This window comes from Methylovorus glucosotrophus, from assembly GCF_009858335.1.
Taxonomy (GTDB): domain Bacteria; phylum Pseudomonadota; class Gammaproteobacteria; order Burkholderiales; family Methylophilaceae; genus Methylovorus; species Methylovorus glucosotrophus.
Window position 1 is genome coordinate 844566 of sequence record NZ_VMSE01000001.1, and the last position, 20456, is coordinate 865021.

The 20456-nt window shown below is 56.0% G+C and carries 19 protein-coding genes; 5 read left to right on the forward strand and 14 right to left on the reverse strand.

Going from position 1 to position 20456, the window contains the following annotated elements; all coding sequences use genetic code 11:
- Position 1: 1 nt before the first annotated feature.
- From glyS to lnt, 3 genes are all read right to left on the reverse strand, one after another.
- On the reverse strand, positions 2–2161 hold the full coding sequence (gene glyS / locus FNL37_RS03990) for a glycine--tRNA ligase subunit beta (RefSeq protein WP_159355207.1): 2160 nt from the start codon (positions 2159–2161) through the stop codon (positions 2–4).
- Complete coding sequence (glyQ, locus tag FNL37_RS03995) at positions 2158–3096, reverse strand: glycine--tRNA ligase subunit alpha (RefSeq protein ID WP_159355208.1); 939 nt, start codon at positions 3094–3096, stop codon at positions 2158–2160. Before glyQ ends, glyS begins: the two co-directional genes overlap by 4 nt.
- A gap of 119 nt (positions 3097–3215) precedes the next feature.
- Positions 3216–4697 (reverse strand): apolipoprotein N-acyltransferase, encoded by a 1482-nt coding sequence (gene lnt / locus FNL37_RS04000; protein ID WP_159355209.1) that lies wholly within the window; start codon positions 4695–4697, stop codon positions 3216–3218.
- Positions 4698–4881: 184 nt separating this feature from the next.
- Here lnt and mscL point away from each other — a divergent pair, with 184 nt between their 5' ends.
- Positions 4882–5301 (forward strand): large conductance mechanosensitive channel protein MscL, encoded by a 420-nt coding sequence (mscL, locus tag FNL37_RS04005; protein ID WP_159355210.1) that lies wholly within the window; start codon positions 4882–4884, stop codon positions 5299–5301.
- A gap of 137 nt (positions 5302–5438) precedes the next feature.
- On the opposite strand, the gene FNL37_RS04010 is transcribed toward mscL, so the two are convergent.
- From FNL37_RS04010 to FNL37_RS04050, 9 genes are all read right to left on the reverse strand, one after another.
- Positions 5439–5864, reverse strand: a complete 426-nt coding sequence (locus tag FNL37_RS04010; protein WP_013442847.1) for a hypothetical protein — start codon at positions 5862–5864, stop codon at positions 5439–5441.
- Positions 5865–5964: 100 nt separating this feature from the next.
- A complete protein-coding gene (locus FNL37_RS04015) occupies positions 5965–6804 on the reverse strand; it encodes a CorC family transporter (protein ID WP_013442846.1) in 840 nt (279 codons plus the stop codon).
- A gap of 1 nt (position 6805) precedes the next feature.
- Entirely contained in the window at positions 6806–7273 is a 468-nt protein-coding gene (gene ybeY, locus FNL37_RS04020) for an rRNA maturation RNase YbeY (RefSeq protein WP_015830705.1), read from the reverse strand.
- Positions 7266–8249: a PhoH family protein gene (locus tag FNL37_RS04025; RefSeq protein WP_159355211.1), complete on the reverse strand. Its 984-nt coding sequence runs from the start codon at positions 8247–8249 to the stop codon at positions 7266–7268. Before FNL37_RS04025 ends, ybeY begins: the two co-directional genes overlap by 8 nt.
- A 57-nt stretch (positions 8250–8306) precedes the next feature.
- Entirely contained in the window at positions 8307–9638 is a 1332-nt protein-coding gene (gene miaB / locus FNL37_RS04030) for a tRNA (N6-isopentenyl adenosine(37)-C2)-methylthiotransferase MiaB (RefSeq protein WP_159355212.1), read from the reverse strand.
- Between the two features lie 165 nt (positions 9639–9803).
- Positions 9804–10646 carry an ATP-binding cassette domain-containing protein gene (locus tag FNL37_RS04035; protein WP_013442842.1) on the reverse strand — a complete coding sequence of 281 codons (843 nt, stop codon included), beginning with the start codon at positions 10644–10646 and terminating at the stop codon, positions 9804–9806.
- Entirely contained in the window at positions 10643–11689 is a 1047-nt protein-coding gene (locus FNL37_RS04040) for a FecCD family ABC transporter permease (protein WP_159355213.1), read from the reverse strand. Before FNL37_RS04040 ends, FNL37_RS04035 begins: the two co-directional genes overlap by 4 nt.
- Positions 11690–11962: 273 nt before the next feature.
- A complete protein-coding gene (locus FNL37_RS04045) occupies positions 11963–12865 on the reverse strand; it encodes a heme/hemin ABC transporter substrate-binding protein (RefSeq protein ID WP_159355214.1) in 903 nt (300 codons plus the stop codon).
- Positions 12862–13935 (reverse strand): hemin-degrading factor, encoded by a 1074-nt coding sequence (locus tag FNL37_RS04050; protein WP_159355215.1) that lies wholly within the window; start codon positions 13933–13935, stop codon positions 12862–12864. The genes FNL37_RS04045 and FNL37_RS04050 overlap by 4 nt, the downstream gene beginning before the upstream one ends.
- Before the next feature lie 278 nt (positions 13936–14213).
- On the opposite strand from FNL37_RS04050, the gene cysG reads away from it, so the two are divergent.
- Positions 14214–15602 carry a siroheme synthase CysG gene (gene cysG, locus FNL37_RS04055; RefSeq protein WP_159355216.1) on the forward strand — a complete coding sequence of 463 codons (1389 nt, stop codon included), beginning with the start codon at positions 14214–14216 and terminating at the stop codon, positions 15600–15602.
- Positions 15603–15663: 61 nt separating this feature from the next.
- Here cysG and FNL37_RS04060 read toward each other — a convergent pair whose 3' ends face one another.
- Positions 15664–16983 (reverse strand): ATP-binding protein, encoded by a 1320-nt coding sequence (locus tag FNL37_RS04060; protein WP_015830699.1) that lies wholly within the window; start codon positions 16981–16983, stop codon positions 15664–15666.
- A gap of 48 nt (positions 16984–17031) precedes the next feature.
- On the reverse strand, positions 17032–17760 hold the full coding sequence (ompR, locus tag FNL37_RS04065; protein ID WP_041362827.1) for an osmolarity response regulator transcription factor OmpR: 729 nt from the start codon (positions 17758–17760) through the stop codon (positions 17032–17034).
- A gap of 395 nt (positions 17761–18155) precedes the next feature.
- Here ompR and FNL37_RS04070 point away from each other — a divergent pair, with 395 nt between their 5' ends.
- The 3 genes from FNL37_RS04070 (at position 18156) to FNL37_RS04080 (ending at position 20414) form a co-directional block, all read left to right on the forward strand.
- Positions 18156–18704: an EF-hand domain-containing protein gene (locus FNL37_RS04070; RefSeq protein ID WP_159355217.1), complete on the forward strand. Its 549-nt coding sequence runs from the start codon at positions 18156–18158 to the stop codon at positions 18702–18704.
- A 155-nt stretch (positions 18705–18859) separates the two neighbouring features.
- Positions 18860–19084 (forward strand): glycine zipper 2TM domain-containing protein, encoded by a 225-nt coding sequence (locus FNL37_RS04075; protein WP_013442833.1) that lies wholly within the window; start codon positions 18860–18862, stop codon positions 19082–19084.
- A 205-nt stretch (positions 19085–19289) separates the two neighbouring features.
- The gene (locus FNL37_RS04080; RefSeq protein ID WP_159355218.1) at positions 19290–20414 is read left to right on the forward strand and encodes a GNAT family N-acetyltransferase; all 1125 of its coding nucleotides are present in this window, start codon (positions 19290–19292) and stop codon (positions 20412–20414) included.
- The last annotated feature ends 42 nt before the right edge of the window (positions 20415–20456 follow it).

Here is a 20456-nt window from a genome sequence, read left to right on the forward strand (position 1 = left end):
ATCAGCCTGCCAGTCTGGACAGGTCGGCGACGCGGTTCATGGCCTGGTGCAAGCTGGCCAGCAAGCCAAGACGATTGGCCTTCAGCGCTGGGTCTTCTGCATTCACCATCACACCATCAAAAAACGCATCGACGGGCGTTCTCAAGGCGGCCAATGCCTGCAATGATGCACGGTAATCCCCGGCGGCAAAGGCGGCATCTGCCTGCGGCGTAACACTGGCCAGTGCTTGCGCCAAGGCCTGCTCGGCAGGCTCGACAAGCAGTGATTGATTAATGCTGGCTTGCACATCGCCTTCCGCTTTTTTCAGGATATTGCCAACGCGCTTGTTGGCAGCGGCCAGGCTTTCGGCTTCGGGCAGGGCCGCAAACGCTCTTACAGCTTCCAGGCGCTTGGCAATATCGGATAACTGCTGTGGCTCAAGCGCCAGCACGGCATCGACCTCCTGCACGCTATAGCCTTGTTCACGCAGGCTGCCAGAGAGGCGGTCGTAAATAAAGCCAGCAAGGATCGAAGGAGTCTCTGGGGCGAAGAATGTTGTCGAGCTTGCCCCATTATTTTGAGTAATATTTTGTAGGGCATCAACGCCTACAAGTTGATCATAAGCAATAGTTAAAAGCTCATTCAGTTTGAGAGGCAGGTTTGTTTCAATCAGTAATCGTATTACACCTAACGCATGCCGACGTAATGCAAAAGGATCTTTATCACCTGTGGGTTTTTCACCAATACCAATCAACCCGACAAGCGTTTCCAGCTTGTCCGCCAGCGCCACCACCACGCCTACCTGATTGCGCGGCAATTCATCGCCAGCAAAACGGGGCTTGTAGTGGTCTTCAATCGCGTAGGCAACATCATTGTCCAGCCCTTCATGCTGCGCATAGTAGCGTCCCATGATGCCTTGCAACTCGGGGAATTCACCCACCATGTCCGTTACCAGATCGGCCTTGGCGAGGCGTGCTGCCTGCGCGGCCTTGCTTGCCAGTGCGTCACCGCCCAGTTGCTGGCCGATGGCGCTGGCAATGCTGGCAACGCGGGTAGTGCGCTGGCCTTGCGAGCCCAGCTTGTTGTGGTAAACCACTTTATCCAGCGAAGCCAGACGGCTTTCCAGGGTTTTCTTGCGATCCTGGTCAAAAAAGAACTTGGCGTCGGCCAGACGTGGGCGTACTACGCGCTCATTGCCGCCGATGACGGCGCTGGCATCCTCCGGTGAAATATTGGAGACGATCAGGAATTTGTTGCTCAGCTGACCATCTGCACTCAGCAGCGGGAAGTACTTCTGGTTGGCTTTCATGGTCAGAATCAGGCATTCCTGCGGTACTTGCAGGAATTCGTCTTCAAACTGGCCCAGCAAGACATTGGGGCGCTCTACCAGCGCGGTCACCTCATCCAGCAAGGCTTCATCCTGGATGGGAGTTAACTGGGGACCGGCCTTGGCGGCAGCGGCTGTTAGCTGGCGAACGATCTCGGCGCGACGCTCAGCAAAGCTGGCAATCACGGCGCCCTCAGTGTGCAGTTGCTCGGCGTAGTGGTCTGCATGACGCAGCGTCACCGGGCTGACCTTGGCTTCAAAGCGGTGGCCTTGCGTGGTGTTGCCAGACTGCAAGCCGAGCACGCTGGCCGGGATGACTTCACTGCCATGCAGCGCCACCAGGCCATGGGCGGGACGTACAAAATTGACGCTGGTCCAGCCATCTTGCAGCTGGTAGGTCATCACCTTGGGGATAGGCAGCTTGGCAAGCGCTTCGTCCAGCGCTTTCTGCAGACCTTCGCTCAGGGGCGCGCCCGCGGCAGTGCCTTCCAGAAACAGAATGTCTGCCTTGCCGTCGTGCTCACGCTTGAGCTGGCTGACAGCAGATTCATCCGCGCCCAGTGCGGTCAGTTTTTTTAGCAGCGCGGGCGTGGCCTTGCCGTTGGCGTCCAAGCCTACTGTGGCAGGCATCAGTTTGTGGGACAAGGACTTGTCTGCTGCCTTGGCGACCACATCGCTGATATGCGCCGCCAGGCGCCGCGGCGAGGCATAGGCCGTGACCTGCGATGTCTCGCTGGTCAAGCCCTGCGATTTCAGTACCTCGAACAGGGTGGTGGAGAATGCGTCACCCAGCTTGTTAAGGGCCTTGGGTGGGAGTTCTTCTACAAACAATTCAACTAACAGATTCTGCTTCATGCGGCGGCCTTCTTATCCAACTGTGCCAATACTTCATCTGCCCATGCTTTTGGGGCCATGGGGAAGCCGAGGCGGGCGCGGCTATCCAGGTAACTTGCGGCGACAGCACGGGCGAGATTGCGGATGCGGCCGATGTACGCAGCGCGCTCCGTGACCGAAATGGCCCCACGCGCATCCAGCAGGTTAAAGGTATGGGCGGCTTTTAGCACTTGCTCGTAGGCGGGCAGCGCCAATTGATGTTCCATCAGATGTTGCGCCTGCTTCTCGTGGGCGTTGAACGCGGTGAACAGGAAGTCGGCATCGCTGTGCTCAAAGTTGTAAGTCGATTGCTCGACTTCGTTTTGTTTGAACACGTCGCCATAAGACAGGTCGCGGGCACCATGCAGGCCTTTGGCATAGACCAGGTCATACACGTTTTCCACGCCTTGCAGATACATGGCGAGACGCTCCAGACCATAGGTGATTTCACCCGTGATCGGTTTGCAGTTGATGCCTCCGACTTGCTGGAAGTAGGTGAATTGCGTCACCTCCATGCCATTCAGCCAGACTTCCCAGCCCAGGCCCCAGGCGCCCAGTGTCGGGTTTTCCCAGTCATCTTCCACAAAACGGATGTCGTTTTTCTTGAGATCGAAACCGAGGGCTTCCAGCGAGCCCAGGTAAAGCTCCAGAATATTGTCAGGTGCAGGTTTAAGCACGACCTGGAACTGATAGTAATGCTGCAGGCGGTTCGGGTTTTCACCATAGCGGCCATCCTTGGGGCGGCGGCTGGGCTGAACATAGGCGGCTTTCCAGGGCTCAGGGCCCAGGGCGCGCAGGAAGGTGGCCGTATGCGAGGTGCCCGCGCCGACTTCCATGTCGTAAGGTTGCAGCAAGGCGCAGCCCTGGGCATCCCAGTATTGCTGCAGCTTGAGAATAATCTGTTGAAATGTCAGCATATTTCCATTTCTGAATCTTGGTGAATGATCCGGCAGCCAGCGGGCTGCCAGACAGTGTTGGCCGGGCCGATTTTCATGGTGTTTTAACGGCCTGCATGCAAGGCAAATAACCGCTAATTCTACTTGGTTTTACGGCCCCACAAAAGAGCGAGACTGCCCGCCAGCAGGATGAGCAAGGGCCAGTTGCCAAAGCGCACATAAGGCGTGGTGCCCACGTAAGCTTGCGCCTCGCCCTCAAGTGTCGTGGCGATAAAGTGCGGCGCATGTGCCAGCACCTCGCCCTTGGGGTTGATAATGGCGGTGGCGCCGGTATTGGTACTGCGCAGCATCATGCGCGCCGTTTCTATTGCCCGCATCTGGGAGAACTGCAAATGCTGGTAGGCCGCAATGGATTCGCCATACCAGGCGTCATTGCTGGTATTCACCAGCACGCTGGCCTGTGGCAGCTGGCGGATGATTTCTTCACCAAACACATCTTCGTAGCAGATATTGACTGCCACGCGCTGCCCGGCGACCTGCATGGGTTGCTGATCCAGCCCGCCACGGGCCACATCCGCCAGTGGCATATTGAGCCAGTCGCGGTAGATCCAGCCGAATACCCGCTTCAGGGGAATGAACTCGCCAAATGGCACCAGGTGCGATTTGCGGTAAAACTGGGTATCGGCACTGCCTACGCTCATCATGCTGTTGTAGTACTGCTCGTGCTCGTATTCCACCACCCCGATGAGAATATCGCCGCCATTGGTCTGGGCATGCTTTTTCAGGCCATCAAGGTAGTTTTGCGGGACTTGCTGCAGCAAAACGGATAAGGCAGTTTCCGGCAGGATGATGAGTCTGGCCTGGCTCGCCAGCGCCATATCGTAATACTGGCGCATGCTGCGCAGCACTTCTTCTTCGTTCCATTTTTTATCTTGCGACACATTGCCTTGCAGCAAGGCGATACTGACCGGCTCACCTTCAGGCTGACTCCATTCGATCTGTTTCAAGGCCCAGCCGCAGCCTATCAGTACGACCATTAAAACGACGCCTGGGCGCCTGCGGGGCGGATGCAAGTACACGCTAACCAGCAGGCTGGCCAGCAGCGCTACCACCAGCGATACGCCATACGCGCCGATAATCGGCGCATAACCTGCCAGCGGACTGTCGGGTACTTGCGTATAGCCTATGCTCAGCCATGGGAAGCCGGTGAATATCCAGCTTCTTACCCATTCAGAAAGCGCCCATAGCAAGGGTAGCGCGATCAGCACTTGGTGCGTAGGTCGACTGCGCGCGAGCGCGGCGACGATTGCCGGGAAAAGTGCCAGGAACGCACAAAGCAGGAACGTCGCCAGCCCGGCCATCCAGAACGGCATGCCGCCAAAATCATGCAGGCTGATGTAGATCCAGTAAATGCCAGCGCCAAACAATCCCAGGCCGTAGGTGAATCCCAGCCATGCGGCCTGTCGACCATGTGCCGCGGTGGTTACCAGGTAGAAAAATCCGGCGAGTGACAATACACCAGCCGGGTAAATATAAAAGGGAGCAAAGCCGATGACGGTAGATGCGCCTAGCAGGATGGCCAGCACATGTCTGGCCCATAAGGGCTTGAATAGGGTAAGCAAAGTCGTGAGTGCAGAGAGATGAAATTGGCTGCCAGTATACCTGATGGCGGACGGCTGAACCGGCAGCAGGAAGCTGAATTATCTGGTGCCGTCTGGTTGACAGCTCACCGTGGCAGCCCCTATATTCGAGTCAAAGAGCAGTCAAAAACATCCCTTTTCATATTCACAACAGGAGAAATCACGCATGGCCCTTTTGACAGAATTCAAGAAATTTGCCCTGCGCGGCAATGTAATGGATCTCGCGGTGGGTGTGATCATCGGCGCCGCCTTTGGCAAAATCGTCGACTCACTGGTGGGTGACCTGATCATGCCAGTGGTGGGCATGCTGGTTGGCAAGCTCGATTTTTCCAATATGTTTATCCAGTTATCCGATGCCCCGGCTGGCGTGCCGCCGACCTATGCCGCCCTTAAGGCCGCTGGTGTGCCTTTATTGGCCTATGGTAATTTTCTCACTGTGGCACTTAACTTTGTGATTCTGGCGTTTGTGATTTTCCTGCTGGTCAAGCAAATGAATCGCTTCCGCGATCAATTGACGCCAGAGGCACCACCCACACCAGAAGACGTGCTGCTGCTGCGCGAGATTCGCGATTCGCTGAAAAAATAGGCGTCCTGGCGGCGGGTGATTGTTACGACACCCTTGCCATATCCTCATAAACAACAAGCCCCGCAATGCGGGGCTTGTTGTTTGTCATACAGTACGGCTTGGAATCAGCGATAAATGCGCCAAAGTTTTCCTGGCGTTCAGATATCCGAATCTGTCGATCTGCCTGGAGCCGGTGCAGGTGAAGCATCTGGGCTGCTCTCACCATCATGGTTCATGAACACCACCATGACGACCTTGTCATCCACGATATCCAGTTCAGTGGTCTTGTAATAAGCACCCTTTTCATCGGTATTCAGATAATGGTAGTGCCACACGGAGGCGATCACCTTGCCATCGGGGTTGGTGATGTCGTCGCGTTTGCTGGGCTCGCCAAACTGTTCCACGATTTTCGATTTGTCGATACCGGAGATGCCGGCGACGAACTCTTTTTCCGAAACCGCAATATCGCCAGTGGCTGAATTCGGGGCTTTAGCGTTTGGTACTTGTATGTTGGGCGCCTGTGCAGCGCCTGCAATCGATTGCCCGGCAATTCCCAGCATCAGTGCCAGTAACAAGGTTTTCATGATGTATCCCCTTAAAAATGTGGTACAGCTTCAAAGGGTATGAGATGTTTTTTTACGCTTGGTTCCATGCATCAATTCCAAGCTTATTCAATAGCTTGGCCTACTCGATTGCACTCTCGGGTTTTGCCTGAATCTCCACCAGCATGGAATGCAGGCGGCGGCTGTCTGCGCGCAAGACGGTGATGTGCAAACCATCAAAGCTGATCTGTTCGCCACGCTTGGGCAGATGGGCAAACTTGCTGACGACCAGACCGCCGATGGTGGAGAATTCTTCGTCGCTGAACTGGGTGCCCAGTGCTTCATTAAAGTCGGCGATTTCGGTCAGCGCCTTGATGCGATAGCGGCCCTGCGCATCGCGAATGATATTGTCCTCGGTTTCATCAAAGTCGTATTCGTCCTCAATGTCGCCGACGATCTGTTCCAGCACGTCTTCAATGGTGACCATGCCTGCCACACCGCCGTACTCATCGACGACGATGGCGATATGGTTGCGATTGCTGCGAAACTCTTTCAGCAGCACATTCAGGCGCTTGGATTCGGGAATGAAAACCGCGGGGCGCAGCATGTCGCGTACATCAAAATCTTCGCCAGCGTAATAACGCAGCAAATCCTTGGCGAGCAGAATGCCGATCACATGGTTCTTGTCGTCATCAATGACCGGAAAGCGCGAGTGCGCGGCTTCAATCACAAAGGGAATAAACTTCTCGGGCGCATCGGTGATGTCAATGACATCCATCTGCGAGCGGGGAATCATGATGTCACGCACCTGCATTTCAGACACTTGCAGCACGCCCTCAATCATGGAGAGGGCGTCGGCGTCCAGCAGGTTTTTTTCGTAGGCAGAGTGTAGCTGCTCGATCAGTTGTTCACGGTCTTCCGGTTCGCGCAGCAAAAAGTTGCTGATCAGTTCCAGCCATCGTGGTTTGTCGGTTTCGGCCATCTTAGGCGATTGCTTTCTTGGTCAATTCTGTTTTTTCGGCGGCGTAAGGGTCACTGTAGCCGAGTTTTGTGACGATTTCTGTTTCCAGGCCTTCCATCAGCTCGGCCTGCGGCTCGGTTTCATGGTCGTAGCCATGCAGGTGTAGCACGCCATGTACGGTCAAATGGGCGTAGTGCGCTTCAATCGGTTTGCCTTGTTCTGCGGCTTCGCGGGCAACCACCGGTGCACACAAAATAATATCGCCCATCAGGTGCGGCTCTTCCGTCAACGGAAAGGTCAGCACATTGGTGGCGTAATCCTTGCCGCGATAATCGCGGTTGAGCGCGCGGCCTTCGTCTTCATCCACAATTCTTAAAGCAAGTTCCGTGTCAACGCGCAGGGTGGCACGCGCCCATTTGCGAAACAGCTTGTCCGCGGGAATATTGGCAGCCTCGCTCGCCACCTGCACATCCATTGCCAGTCTAGGCATCGGAACGGCCTCGGCGATCTGTGTCATGCGGTTGGGCATGGCGCTCGCTATCAAAGGTTTCGTAGGCATTGATGATCTTCTGCACCAGCGGATGGCGCACCACATCCTCAGACAGGAAGTGGGTAAAAGCAATGCCGCGCACGTCTTTCAGTACCTGCTTGGCTTCCACCAGGCCGCTCTTCTGGCCGCGCCCAAGGTCGATCTGGGTCACGTCGCCCGTGATCACGGCTTTGGTGCCAAAGCCGATGCGGGTGAGGAACATCTTCATTTGTTCCGGCGTGGTGTTCTGCGCTTCATCCAGAATGATAAAGCTCTGGTTCAAGGTGCGACCACGCATATAGGCCAATGGCGCGACTTCAATGGCGCCGCGCTCGAACATCTTGTTTACGGTGTCGTAGCCTGCCAAGTCGTATAAGGCGTCATACAATGGGCGCAGATAGGGATCGACTTTCTGCGCCAGATCGCCTGGCAAAAAGCCCAGTCGCTCGCCCGCTTCCACCGCCGGACGCACCAGTACGATGCGTTTTACCCTGTCGCGGGTCATGGCATCAATCGCGCTGGCCACCGCCAGATAGGTTTTGCCCGTACCCGCCGGGCCAATGCCAAAAGTAATGTCAAAGTCCTGAATCTGTTGCAGATAACTGACCTGGCGCGGCGTGCGGCCATGCAGATCCTGACGGCGTGTCATTAGCACCGGCATTTCCTTTTGTACATCTTCTGGCTTCATGCGGTCGATCTCGACCAGCCCCAGCTGTATCTCTTCCAGGCTCACGGGTTTGCTGGCGCGATCATAAAAGTTTTCGATCAGCTGCGCGGCAATGCGCACATTGCTTTGCTCGCCAGAAAAACGGAAGTGCGCACCGCGGCGTGCGATGCCAACATCCAGGGCATCTTCGATCTGCTTGAGGTTTTCATCCAGCGCGCCACACAGGTTGGCAAGACGCAGATTGTCTTCGGGACTAAGGGTAATTTCCATTATGGGGTGACCGCCCGTGGGGCAATAAGTGCATCAGTTAAAAGGGCAGGGAGGCGCTTAGGCAAGGCATTCTCCACGCAAGGTGTGCGGCATGGCCTGGGTGATTTTCACATGGACAAACTGGTTGATCAGCTTGGCGTCACCGGGGAAATTGACGATACGGTTGTTATCGGTGCGGCCAGCCAGTTCGCCAGTGTCTTTTTTGGACAGGCTCTCAACCAGCACACGTTGCACGCTGCCGACCATGGATTCGCTCACGGCTTTGCCTTGGGCTTCATTGAGTTCCTGCAGGCGGCTTAGGCGCTCCAGCTTGATTTCTTCGCTGGTGTCATCCGGCAGATAGGATGCGGGCGTACCGGGACGTGCGCTGTAGGTAAAGCTGTAGCTGAAGTCGAATCCTACATCCTGCATGAGCTTGAGCGTGGCGGCGAAGTCCTGCTCGGATTCGCCCGGAAACCCCACGATGAAGTCGGAAGTGATGCAGATATCCGGACGCGCACGGCGCAACTTGCGGATGATGGATTTGTATTGCAACGCGGTGTAATTGCGCTTCATGCCCATCAGCACGCGGTCAGACCCGGCCTGCACCGGCAGGTGAAGATGCGAGACCAGCTTGGGAATGCGCGCGAAGCAGTCGATCAGAGCTTCGCTCATTTCATTGGGGTGCGAGGTGGTAAAGCGTATGCGTTCAATTTGCGGGATTTCGGCAATGTAGTCAATCAGCATGGCGAGGTCCGCCGCCGTGCCATCGGCACTGGTGCTGCGGTAGGCATTGACGTTCTGGCCCAGCAGGGTGATTTCCTTGACGCCTTGTTCCGCCAGTTGGATGGCCTCGACCAGAATATCTTCAAATGGGCGCGAGAATTCCTCACCGCGGGTATATGGCACCACGCAGAAGCTGCAATACTTGTTGCAGCCTTCCATTATGGAAAGAAACGCGGCGGCACCTTCCACACGTGGCGGTGGCAGATGGTCAAACTTTTCGATTTCGGGGAAGCTGATATCCACTTGCGACAGCCCGCTGCTGCGCCGGTTGGCAATCAGTTCCGGCAGGCGATGCAGGGTTTGCGGGCCGAAGACCACATCGACATAAGGCGCGCGGTCGACAATATGCTGGCCTTCCTGGCTGGCAACGCAGCCGCCGACGCCGATAACCAGATTCGGGTTTTTTTCTTTGAGCGGAATGAAACGGCCCAGGTGGCTGAATACTTTTTCCTGGGCTTTTTCGCGCACGGAGCAGGTGTTCAGCAGGATGACGTCAGCGTCTTCCGGATTATCGGTGGGCTGCATGCCATCGGCCGCATTCAGCATGTCGGCCATGCGCGACGAGTCATACTCGTTCATCTGGCAGCCGAATGTCTTGATGAAAACTTTTTTTGGCGTGTTCATGATTGCGTGTACAACCGCAAGTCAGAGGATGTGCACATGGCCGGCACAAGGGGGGAGAGCTGGAGGTTTCGGTGCAAAATATCTTAAAAAAACAGTACGCTAAGGCCTAATTGTAGCCCAGCCCAAGGCTAAATGCCAATCAAGGTCATGGCAGCAGGCATACACTCAGCTGTTCAGGTGGCTGTGTGCCTGTGGGCGTGCTGTCGGGGCAGCGTTTTTCTTGCGGTAAACCACGGCCTGGCCGTCTGGCGTCATCAGGCTGCCCAGATGGATGCCGTACAGGGACTGCAAGGCGGGCAGTGCGTGCAGATCAGCTTTTACCTGGCTTTCCAGTTGACCATTATTCACCAGCAGCAGGCGATCAAACGCATGCAGTGCCTGGTTGATGTCATGCAGGATGGCGAGCAGCGCATGACCGCGGGCTTCGGCATAGCTCTGCATGCTGTCCAGCAGCTCACCTTGCAAACCGGGGTCTAGCGCTGCCAGTGGTTCATCCATCATCACCAGCCCTTGTTCTATATCCCATAGTTGCGCAAATATCCGGGCGAGGTGAATGCGGGCCTGCTCGCCGCCGGATAGTTGATCCATCTTGCGTCCCGCCAGATGGGCAGCATGCGCCAGTTGCATGGCGTTGTGCACGATGGTGGTCAGGTGCGGGTCAATCTCCAGTGCCGCACGGCCCAGAGACACCACCAGCTCGGTCTGCATGCCGAAGGCGACATGGGTGGTTTGCGCCAGCACAGCACGTCGACGGCTCATCTCGCGCAGGCTGTAATGGCGGATATCGCGCCCCAGCAGGCTGATGTGGCCGCCTGAATGATGAAGCTCGCGCGATGCCAGCTTGAGCAGGGTGGATTTGCCGGCGCCGCTGGGGCCCAGCACCGCTACACGCTCGCCCGCATGCAAGGTCAGGGTATAAGGGCCAAAGTGATGGCGCCCCAGACGCAGGCTGGCTGCCTCCATGACCAGGAGTGGCTGGTTGATCAGGTTGATGGTAGCTGGATTCATCCTATCCGTTCACGTGTTTGATTAAGCAGCATCAGAAAAAATGGCCCGCCAAGCAGGGCGGTAAAGATGCCCACCGGAATTTCAGCAGGTGTTGCCAGTGTCCTTGCCAGCGTATCGGCGATCAGCAATAGCAATCCGCCAAATACGATGGACAAGGGTAAAACCCGTCGCTGGTCTGAACCATGCAAAGTGCGTACCAGATGCGGCGCGATCAGGCTGATAAAGCTGATCATGCCGCACCAGGCCACCGTGGCGCCGACCAGCAACGCGACCATCAAAATGGTACGGGCGCGCAATGTTTCCACTTCTATCCCCACATGCGCTGCCGCCGCTTCTCCCAGCGCCAGTGCGTTCATGGCGCGGGCCAGCCTGCGAATCTGCCATGTGGCCAGCAGCAACATGAGTAGCGCCACACCGACGATGACCCAGCCTGCGCCAGCCAGTGAACCCAGGGTCCAGAAGCTCAGGCTGCGCAGCTGTTCATCCGTGGATAAATAGGTGCATAGTCCCAGCACCGCTACCGCGATCGCATTGAGGGCAATCCCCGTCAGCAGTAGTCCGGCGATGGAGCCTGGCGTAATCCAGCGCGCCACGCGATCCAGCGTAAAACAGACCAGCAATGCGCCAGCAAACGCCGCTAGTGGCAACAACCACGGACGCAGGCCCGTTGGCCATGCCCAAGGCAAACTGTCCGCAAAAACAATCGTCAAGGCGGCAGCACATGCGGCGCCACTATTCACGCCCAGCAAACCGGGGTCTGCCAGAGGGTTGCGAAACAGGCCCTGTGCCAGCGCGCCCGCTATCCCCAGCATGCCGCCCGCCAACAGGGCGAGCAGGGTTCTTGGCAGGCGAAGTTCCCACAGGACATAGCTATTGCCCGTGTTTTCGCCATGCAAGGGAGTCAGCCAATCGCGCCAGCTTATGGGCACAGCGCCTATGGAACTTGCCATGGCAAGCGCCAAGAGGGTGATGGCGAGCAGTAATACAACAGGCCATGGGTTACCCCATTTTGAGCGTGGGGCAAAGCGAAAGGGAATGCGCATTTCTCAGGCCCGGATCAATCGTTCAGCCCTGTGCCATGCCCGCGCCGGACTAACACTTGTGCAGCTTGCATCGATTTTCACTCTATGTTCGTCATGCATATGCATAGAAAAGTTCAGCATCTGCGGCGGGGTGTCGCCCATGGCGAGCAGGCATGATGAGTATCCGGATGGCATAAGTCGCTATTTCGCTGTGGTATTTCTGGCAAATCCCGGAGGGGTAATTTTTGGATACCGCAGATGCAAGATGCATGATTGAAAGCGCCGGTTTCCACCTTATCCTGCCTGCATGGCGGATTGCAGGGAGCGGTCCAGCTCTTTCAGCGCCAGCGGCAAGCGCGGGCCAAAGCCGAGCAGCAGCATGGTTTCCATGCTGACGATGCGCTGCTTGCGCCCGGCAGGTGTTTGCGCCAGGCCAGGCAGCTTGAGAATCGCTGCTTTGCTGCCTGCCGCTTTCAGCCCCAGGTCGGTCAGCAGGATGATGTCGGGTTGCGCCGCGATCACCGCTTCCGGCGTCAGAGGCTTGAATCCGGTGAAGCCCTGCATGGCATTCCTGGCACCGGCATAGCGCAGCATGGCATCTGCGCTGGTTTCCTGCCCGGCCACCATGATTTGCGACATGGAGTGCGAAAGAATAAACAGCACGCGAGGCGACGCCGCTGAATGCGCCTCCACACTTGTGCGCACCCCCTGCCACTCATTGCGCAGGCGCGCTTGCAGCTCACTCGCTTCCGCTACGCGACCCGTGAGTTCGCCCACTTTTTGTATGCGCTGCAGCAAGCCCTCAAATTGATGGTTGGCGGCGAGGATATGCACCGCAATACCCGCATTTTCCAGCTGCCGCAATACGCTGGATGGCCCGGCATCTTCGGTTGCCAATACCATGGACGGCGCCAGCGCCAGAATACCCTCGGCAGACAGAGTGCGCGCATAACCCACGCTGGGCAGCGCCTGTGCCGCTGGCGGATAAAGCGAGGTGGTGTCTACGCCCGCCAGTTCGGCCGAAGCGCCCAGGGCATAGACGATTTCCGTGAGAGCACCGCCTACGCATACCAGGCGTCGGTTGGCGGCATGCGCCGGCTGTGGTAGCCAGCCTAATGCGGGGAGCGCCCCCAGGGCCAGCCACTGTTTCAAGTGTTCCCGCCGGGAGGGCATGGCTGGTTGGTGCGCGATGCTCATGCCGTGCAGGCCTCGGTAATATCGGCAATCAAGGCGCGCCAGGATTCCAGCTCGGGCTTGCCGGGTTTGCGCTCCCCAAACAGCATGGCGATATTTTCGCCTTGTGCATCAAACAATTCGAGCGAAGTGACGATGCCGTCTTCGGTAGGTTTTTTTACCACCCAGGCGTTGGCGATCAGATCCTGCCGCAAATGCAGATTAAAGCCTTCGTCGAGCACATTGATCCAGGGGCCCATCAGCTTGATATTGCTTACCGGGCCACTATGAATCTGAATGATGCCCGGGTTGCCAACAAACACCATGATGGACACATTTTCGGCGGCGGCATCCTGCAAAAGGCGGGTGATGACATCGGGTGCCACGGGGATTGAAAAGCGGGTATCCGCAAGTCGCAAGCCTTGCGTGCGCGTCACCTTGTATTGCTTGAGCAGCCCGAAAAATTCATGCGTGTCCCGCATGACGGCCCAGTCACGGCGGAATCCGGCAATGTCGATTTCGCTGTCGTCAAGGGCTGCAGGCGGCAGGCGTGGTGTTTCCACCACCATGTCGCCGGATTGATCCTCAGCCCGGAATTGTGCAAGCAGGGATTGGTAGGCCGCCTGCTGACTGGTGGGTTTCAAAAAGATTTTATGCAGCGCTATGCCAGTGCTATCAAAAAACTGCAGGCTTTGTTGCAAGCCTTTGCTGGTGTGTTCTTCTACCGCAAAGCCGTGGCGCCACTGCTGATAAAACAAGCGCAGGTCTATGCTGCCTGCCAGAACCAGTCCTACCGGCCCCTGATGACTTACCTTGCGATAAACACCGGATTTTTCATGTACGCAGCTTTCATTGCGGGTCAGTGCCATGACTTCACCCAAGGGTTCAATCGCGGCAATGATCGCGGGGAATTCCGGTCGCAGCCGAGTGGCGTGCATGTCGCTATCCGAGCCGATGGCATCCACTCCGCAATGCGCGGCAATCAATTCCCCTTCGCTGATTTCGAGAGTGGCGGCAATTTCTCTGTGGCGTAAGCTGCTTTCGCGCCGCATGCGGCTAAAAGCTTCAATGATGGCGTCCTGCCTGGCGTGCATGGTGTCCTCCGATGAGTCACGGGCTGGCAAGCGCTGGCTGGTGCGGGTATGGCTAGCGATAGTGGCTGCGCCATGGGTTGGTGATGCATGATTATATAATGAGAATGGTTCTTATTACAACAATGCGGCATGGGTGGCTTGTTGCGCTATCAAGCCACCTCTACATGTCTATGCAATAGCTTTCAGGGTGCTTGTGCAAGCCATCTTCTGCTTCGGTAACGGCAAACGCGCCAGAAAAATTGGAACGAGGGAGAATAGCCGCAGTGTAAAATGGCGGGATGGACGCACTCCCAATTTTCATGAATATCCGGCAACAGCGCTGCGTAGTGATAGGCGGCGGAGAGGTTGCCGCACGTAAGGTGCTGATGCTTCGCAAGGCGGGCGCCGCCGTTGAGGTGTACTCCCCTGAGCTTTATCCTGAATTGCAGACCCTCGCTGAACAGGGCGATATTCTGCACATAGCAGATACATTTCAACCGCCGCAGCTGGATGGTGCCCGCCTGGTGGTGGCTGCCACCGATGATGAAGACGTCAATCAGGCGGTCTCGCAGGAGGCGCAAGCGCGCAATATTCCGGTCAATGTAGTGGATGCGCCAGCCTTGTGTACCTTCACCATGCCATCGATTGTCGACCGCTCTCCTATTGTGATTGCGATCTCCAGCGGCGGTGCAGCGCCGGTATTGGCACGCAGCATACGCAGCAAGATCGAAACCATGGTGCCAGCGACATATGGCCGGCTGGCGACGCTCGCCGCGCGCTTTCGCGATCGGGTGAAGCAGCATTTTCCTACCACCCAGCAACGAAGGATGTTCTGGGAGGAGGTTCTGCAAGGCCCCATCGGTGAACAAGTGCTGGCCGGACAGGAACTCGCAGCCGAGGCTGCGTTGGTGCAAAAGCTTGAACAACCTGCCCGTGCTCCGCGAGGCGAGGTTTATCTGGTCGGTGGGGGCCCTGGCGATCCCGATTTGCTGACGTTTCGGGCGTTGCGCCTGATGCAGCAGGCGGATGTATGCGTGTATGACAAACTGGTGAGCCCGGAAGTCATGGAACTGGTGCGGCGCGATGCCGAGCTGGTGTATGTGGGCAAAGCGCGTGATCAGCACACCCTCCCGCAGGAAGAGATCAACGAATTATTGGTACGACTGGCGCAAGAGGGTAAGCGCGTCTTGCGCCTCAAGGGCGGCGATCCCTTTATCTTTGGGCGCGGTGGGGAGGAGATTGAAACCCTGATGGCGCATGGCATCCCTTTTCAGGTAGTGCCTGGGGTAACGGCGGCTTCTGGCGTGGCGAGTTATGCCGGTATCCCGCTGACACACCGTGACTTTGCCCAGACCTGCATCTTTACCACCGGACACCTGAAGGATGGTACGGTGGACCTAGACTGGCCGGCACTGGTGCGGCCGCAGCAAACAGTCGTCATTTACATGGGCCTGGCTGCCCTGCCCGAGATATGCCAGCAGCTCATCGCCCATGGCCTTTCCGCAGATACTCCCGCCGCGGTTGTACAGCACGGTACCTTACCAAGTCAGCGGGTGGTGACAGAAAGCTTACAGAATCTGGCAGCAAAGGTGGCGGAGGCGCATTTGAAGTCGCCATCCTTGATCGTGATTGGTGGTGTGGTTGGTTTGCGCAGCAAGCTGGCGTGGTTTGAAGGCAGGGCTGACTGAAGTCTGATAGCTGCAGGGAATTGCAGAGATGAGTTAATCGCCTTGCATGCGTTTTACGAAGTTAATTTGCCACGTTCTTGACGATAGGCAATATCAGGCGCGCTTCCAGACCGCCTTCCTGGCGGTTGATCAATTCCAGGTGACCTTTGTGCAGGCGGGCGATGCGGTCTGCAATCGCCAGGCCCAGGCCGCTGCCACTCTCATTGCCACGTGCGGTATCCAGACGTTCAAAAGGTCGCAGCAGGCGGCTGATCTGCGATGGAGGAATGCCAGGGCCATTGTCCAGTACGCTCAGTATAATGGTGCCGGCGGTGATTCTGGTCTCAACGGAGACTTCACTGCTGCCATACTTGAAGGCGTTATCAATCAGGTTGCCCAATAGCCGGTGCATGGCAAGGGGACGCAGCGGTATCAGATGCGTGGGTGCTAGTCGCAAGATCATGCGGCGGCCAGCGCGAGTGTGGCGATCGTAAATCGACTTCAGCAGGGCATTGATATCGATCATCTGCGTCGGTTCGCCCTCCACCCCACGTACAAAATCCAGGAACTGGTGGATGATGTTATCCATGTCCGTGATGTCCTGGATCATGCCATTTTTCAGGCTGTCGCCCAGTTCATTCGGCAGCATTTCCACTGACAGGCGCAAACGCGCCAGCGGCGTGCGCAAATCATGCGAAACCCCAGCCAGCAGCAGGGTACGTTCGGAATCCAGCCGGGCCAGGGCCTCCATCATATCGTTAAAGGCATGGTTCACATCGCTCAGTTCATCCAGGCCATCTTCTGGCAACTTCGGCGGTTGCTCGCCTTTACGCAGACGGTCTGCCGAACGAATAAGCAGGCTGAGCGGCCGGTTGATGCGGGCTGCCAGCAAATAGGCCCCCGCCAGTGACAGCAGGATGACCAGCGCGCCCCAGCCCAGCCATTGCCAGGGGAAGGGTCTATCCACCTGTATGCGCGGAATAACCACCCAGTAATCGTCCTGCCCAATGGTGAAGCTCACCCACAGACCAGGGATGCCGAAGTGATTCACCGCCACAATGGTTTCATTGCCCAGCTTTTCCTTGATCTTGGCGGCTATCAGCGCAATTACCGGATCATCTGGCAGCTTTTCGATCTCTTCCAGCAGGTCGGCGGCGTAAATGCGCACGCCTTCTTTGCCGGATAGCTCGGATAAAAGCGCCAGGCGGCGGTTTTCATGAGCAGCAAGCAGCGATGCACGCGTGAAATTCACGACGGTTACCGCTTGCAGCGCAACCGCTGTGGCGCGTGGTTTGCGCTCGAAGTAATCGAAGATTTTGAGTGAAGCGTACTGGCCGATCACCAGCAGAATGGCAATCAGTAGCATGGCCCTGGCGAGCAGGGTGCGCGGGAATAATCTCAATTGAAATACAAACAGTCGTGACAAGCAGTGATCAAGGCACGGCCCTGATTAGTGCTTGATGGTTTCGCCGTCGGGGATGAATACATAGCCAAAGCCCCACATGGTTTGCAGATAGCGGGGGTGTGTAGGATCTGCTTCAATCAGGCGGCGCAGGCGCGAGACTTGCACGTCAATGCTGCGGTCAAATACATCCAGTTCGCGGCCACGCGCCAGCTGCATGAGACGATCGCGCGACAAGGGTTGGCGCGGGTGATCAACAAACACTTTCAGCAATGCGTATTCGCCGCTGGTAATCGTGATCTGCTCGCCATTTTTGAGCAGGCTGCGGGTGGAAGGGTCAAAGACGAATTCGCCAAAGCTGATGGTTTCGGTGCTATTGGCTGGTGCGCCGGGCACAGGGCGCTCATTGCGCCGCATGACGGCATTGATACGCGCCAGCAGCTCGCGAGGGTTGAAAGGCTTGGGCAGGTAATCATCCGCACCCATTTCCAGCCCGATAATGCGATCTACCTCATCACCGCGGGCGGTCAGCATGATGATGGGCATGGTGCTGCCTGCGGCTCGCAAACGGCGGCAAATGGCCAGACCATCTTCGCTGGGCAGCATCAGGTCAAGCACCAGTAAATCAATATGTTCGCTACTTAATACGGTATTCATCTCGGTTGAATCAGAAACGGTTTTTACGCTGAAGCCTTGTTCGCTGAGGTAGCGTTGCAGTAGCTCACGCATGCGCAAATCATCGTCAACCATCAGGATTTTTTTTGGATTGGTCTGCATGGCGTTCATAGCAATATGTGGTCTAATGTGGCGAGATTTATTATGTTGAATATTATACGGTTAGGTAGTTGCTGTTGGGGAATATAAATGTGGCGATTGTCACAAATTGTTACATTCGGACGGCACAGTGAAACACTCGATTTACATTCCTGCTTCATTATAATCACGGCTGCAGTGCCAAATAATAATATGCGGAATTCTCAAGCGCACCAACACTCAAAGCAATATGGTTTGCGGAATCAGGCGAGGAGCTATCAAGGCTCCCCCAAGAAGTGGAGAAATGGAACAATGAACGTAGTTGATTTCAATCTTTGTCGGGCGTCTGACTGTCGCTCCTGTCTGGCCTGATTTTCCATCCTATGATGTCTCTTTCATCGGTTTCCCGGTTTGGATGCATGCACGTTGCGATTGCCGCCTGTCTGGTGATTGGCGCTATGGATGTGTTGTACGCCGCTCCCAAGGATGCAAACGATAACGCTGACGATGATGGCCCCAAACCATCCCTGGTCGTGGCCCCCGATAGCAGTGCCCCTGCCAAATCCTTAAACGGCAACATCAGCATTGAAGAAAACATGCGTTTGCGCCGCGATCTCTATGAATATTCGCGCGCCGTAGATCCTGCTCATATTCAGATTGAAGAACGTCGTCGCGTGATGCACCAGCGTCTGCAGGCAAGGTTTGACCAGGCGGACAAGGATAACGATGGCGCCATTTCCCGTATCGAGGCATTTGAGTTGCTGCCACAGATCGCACGTCATTTCAGCCAGGTAGATGCCAATAATGATGGCGTGATTACCATGGAAGAACTGGAATCCGCGCAGGCAAAAGCCATTGAACGCCAGCAACGTCCTATACCGGTTGTCCGGGAAGAAGTACAGGTATTGCCCTCCCCGAAGGTAAAGGAAAAAGGCGCCATGGTGAATAGCCGAAAGCGCGCCTTGTAATCCTCATTTCATCCCCCGAATTTTAAATGCCATTTAAATATATGAATTTAAATGGCATTTTTTATTGGCATCATCCTTGCATACAGTCAGTCAGCAGTGCCTGGATAAAGTGGTTTTGTTCAGGATTGATTGATAGTGTAATAAGGAGAATTAATATGGTCGCTACTAGACAATTGGTAATTAGTACATTGCTTATCGGTGTGCTCACCGCCTGCTCAGGCATGAGTACCAAGCAAAAGAACGCTGCTGTCGGGGCTGGTATTGGTGGCGTAGCAGGTGCTGTGCTCACGGGTGGAAGTGCCCTTGGGACAGTGGGCGGCGCCGCCATCGGCGGGGTCATTGGACATGGTGTGGATAGCGCAACAAGCAAGAAGAAATAGGCTGTCGTTTTTTCACATACCCTATCTTATTGACGTGTATGTGTATTTTGATGAGATATAAAACACTGTCGTGAATTGGCGACAAGCAGGGCGGCTGATGTGATGCATCAGCCGCTTTTTTATGTCATCTTGCATGGCAAGGCAATGAACTCTTGCCTTCAACAACTCTCTTTCATCTGTAACCTCGCCATGTGATGGGAATGCTATGACGATAGAAGTGAATATAGCGACCGGCTTTTCGCAGATCAAAGCGCAAGAATGGGATGGACTGACCGATGGTTCCCCCTTGCTTAGTCACCGTTTTTTCAGCGCCCTGGAAGATACGCTCTGTATAGGCGAGGGCACAGGCTGGCAATCTTATCCCGTGACGGTGCATGAGCAGGGCAAGCTGATAGGCGCTGCGCCGCTTTATCTCAAGCAGCATTCATACGGCGAGTATGTGTTTGACTGGGCCTGGGCCAATGCCTATGAGCAGAATGGCCTTGATTACTATCCTAAATTGCTGGTGGCGATTCCGTTTACGCCCATCAGCGGTCCGCGGCTGCTGAGTCAGCGGCAGGAGGTGCAGCGACTGCTTGCGCGCATAGTGCAGCAGCAGATGGAGCAGAATGCCTTGTCCTCCAGTCATATTCTGTTTCCCGATGCTGCCTCGGCAGAGGCTTTGCAAGCGGAAGGCTGGATGCAGCGCGATGGCGTGCAGTTCCGCTGGGAAAATGACGGATTTCGCGATTTCCCCGAGTTTATTGCTCAGCTTTCGCATGACAAACGCAAAAAAATCAAACAGGAGCGTAAAAAAATCCTCAGTGCCGGCGTGGTATGCCGACGCTTGCAAGGCCGGGATATCCAGCCTGCGGATTGGGATTTTTTCTATGAATGCTACGTCAATACCTACCATGAGCATCGCTCATCGCCTTATCTGACTCGCGCATTTTTTGAGCAGATCGGCCATACCCTGCCTGAACACCTGCTGCTGATTATTGCGGAGCTGGATGGCAAGCCCATTGCCTCGGCGCTTAACCTGTACGACGAAGACACTCTGTACGGGCGCTATTGGGGGGCGCTGAGCTATATACCCGGCTTGCACTTCGAGCTTTGCTACTATCAGGCGCAAGAGTTCTGCCTGGAGCACAACATCCGCTTTTTTGAGGGCGGCGCGCAGGGGGAACACAAGCTGGCGCGGGGTTTCATGCCACGGCCCACCTGTTCGTTCCACCGTATTGCCAATCCCGAGTTTGAATCCGCGATTCGTCGCTTTGTTGCCATGGAAGCCAGCAATATGCAGCAATATCAGGACGAACTGGAAGAGCGCGCGCCTTATCGCGCCAATTAGCGCGATTGAGCAAGCACGCGACGCTTGACTTTGTGTACGTTC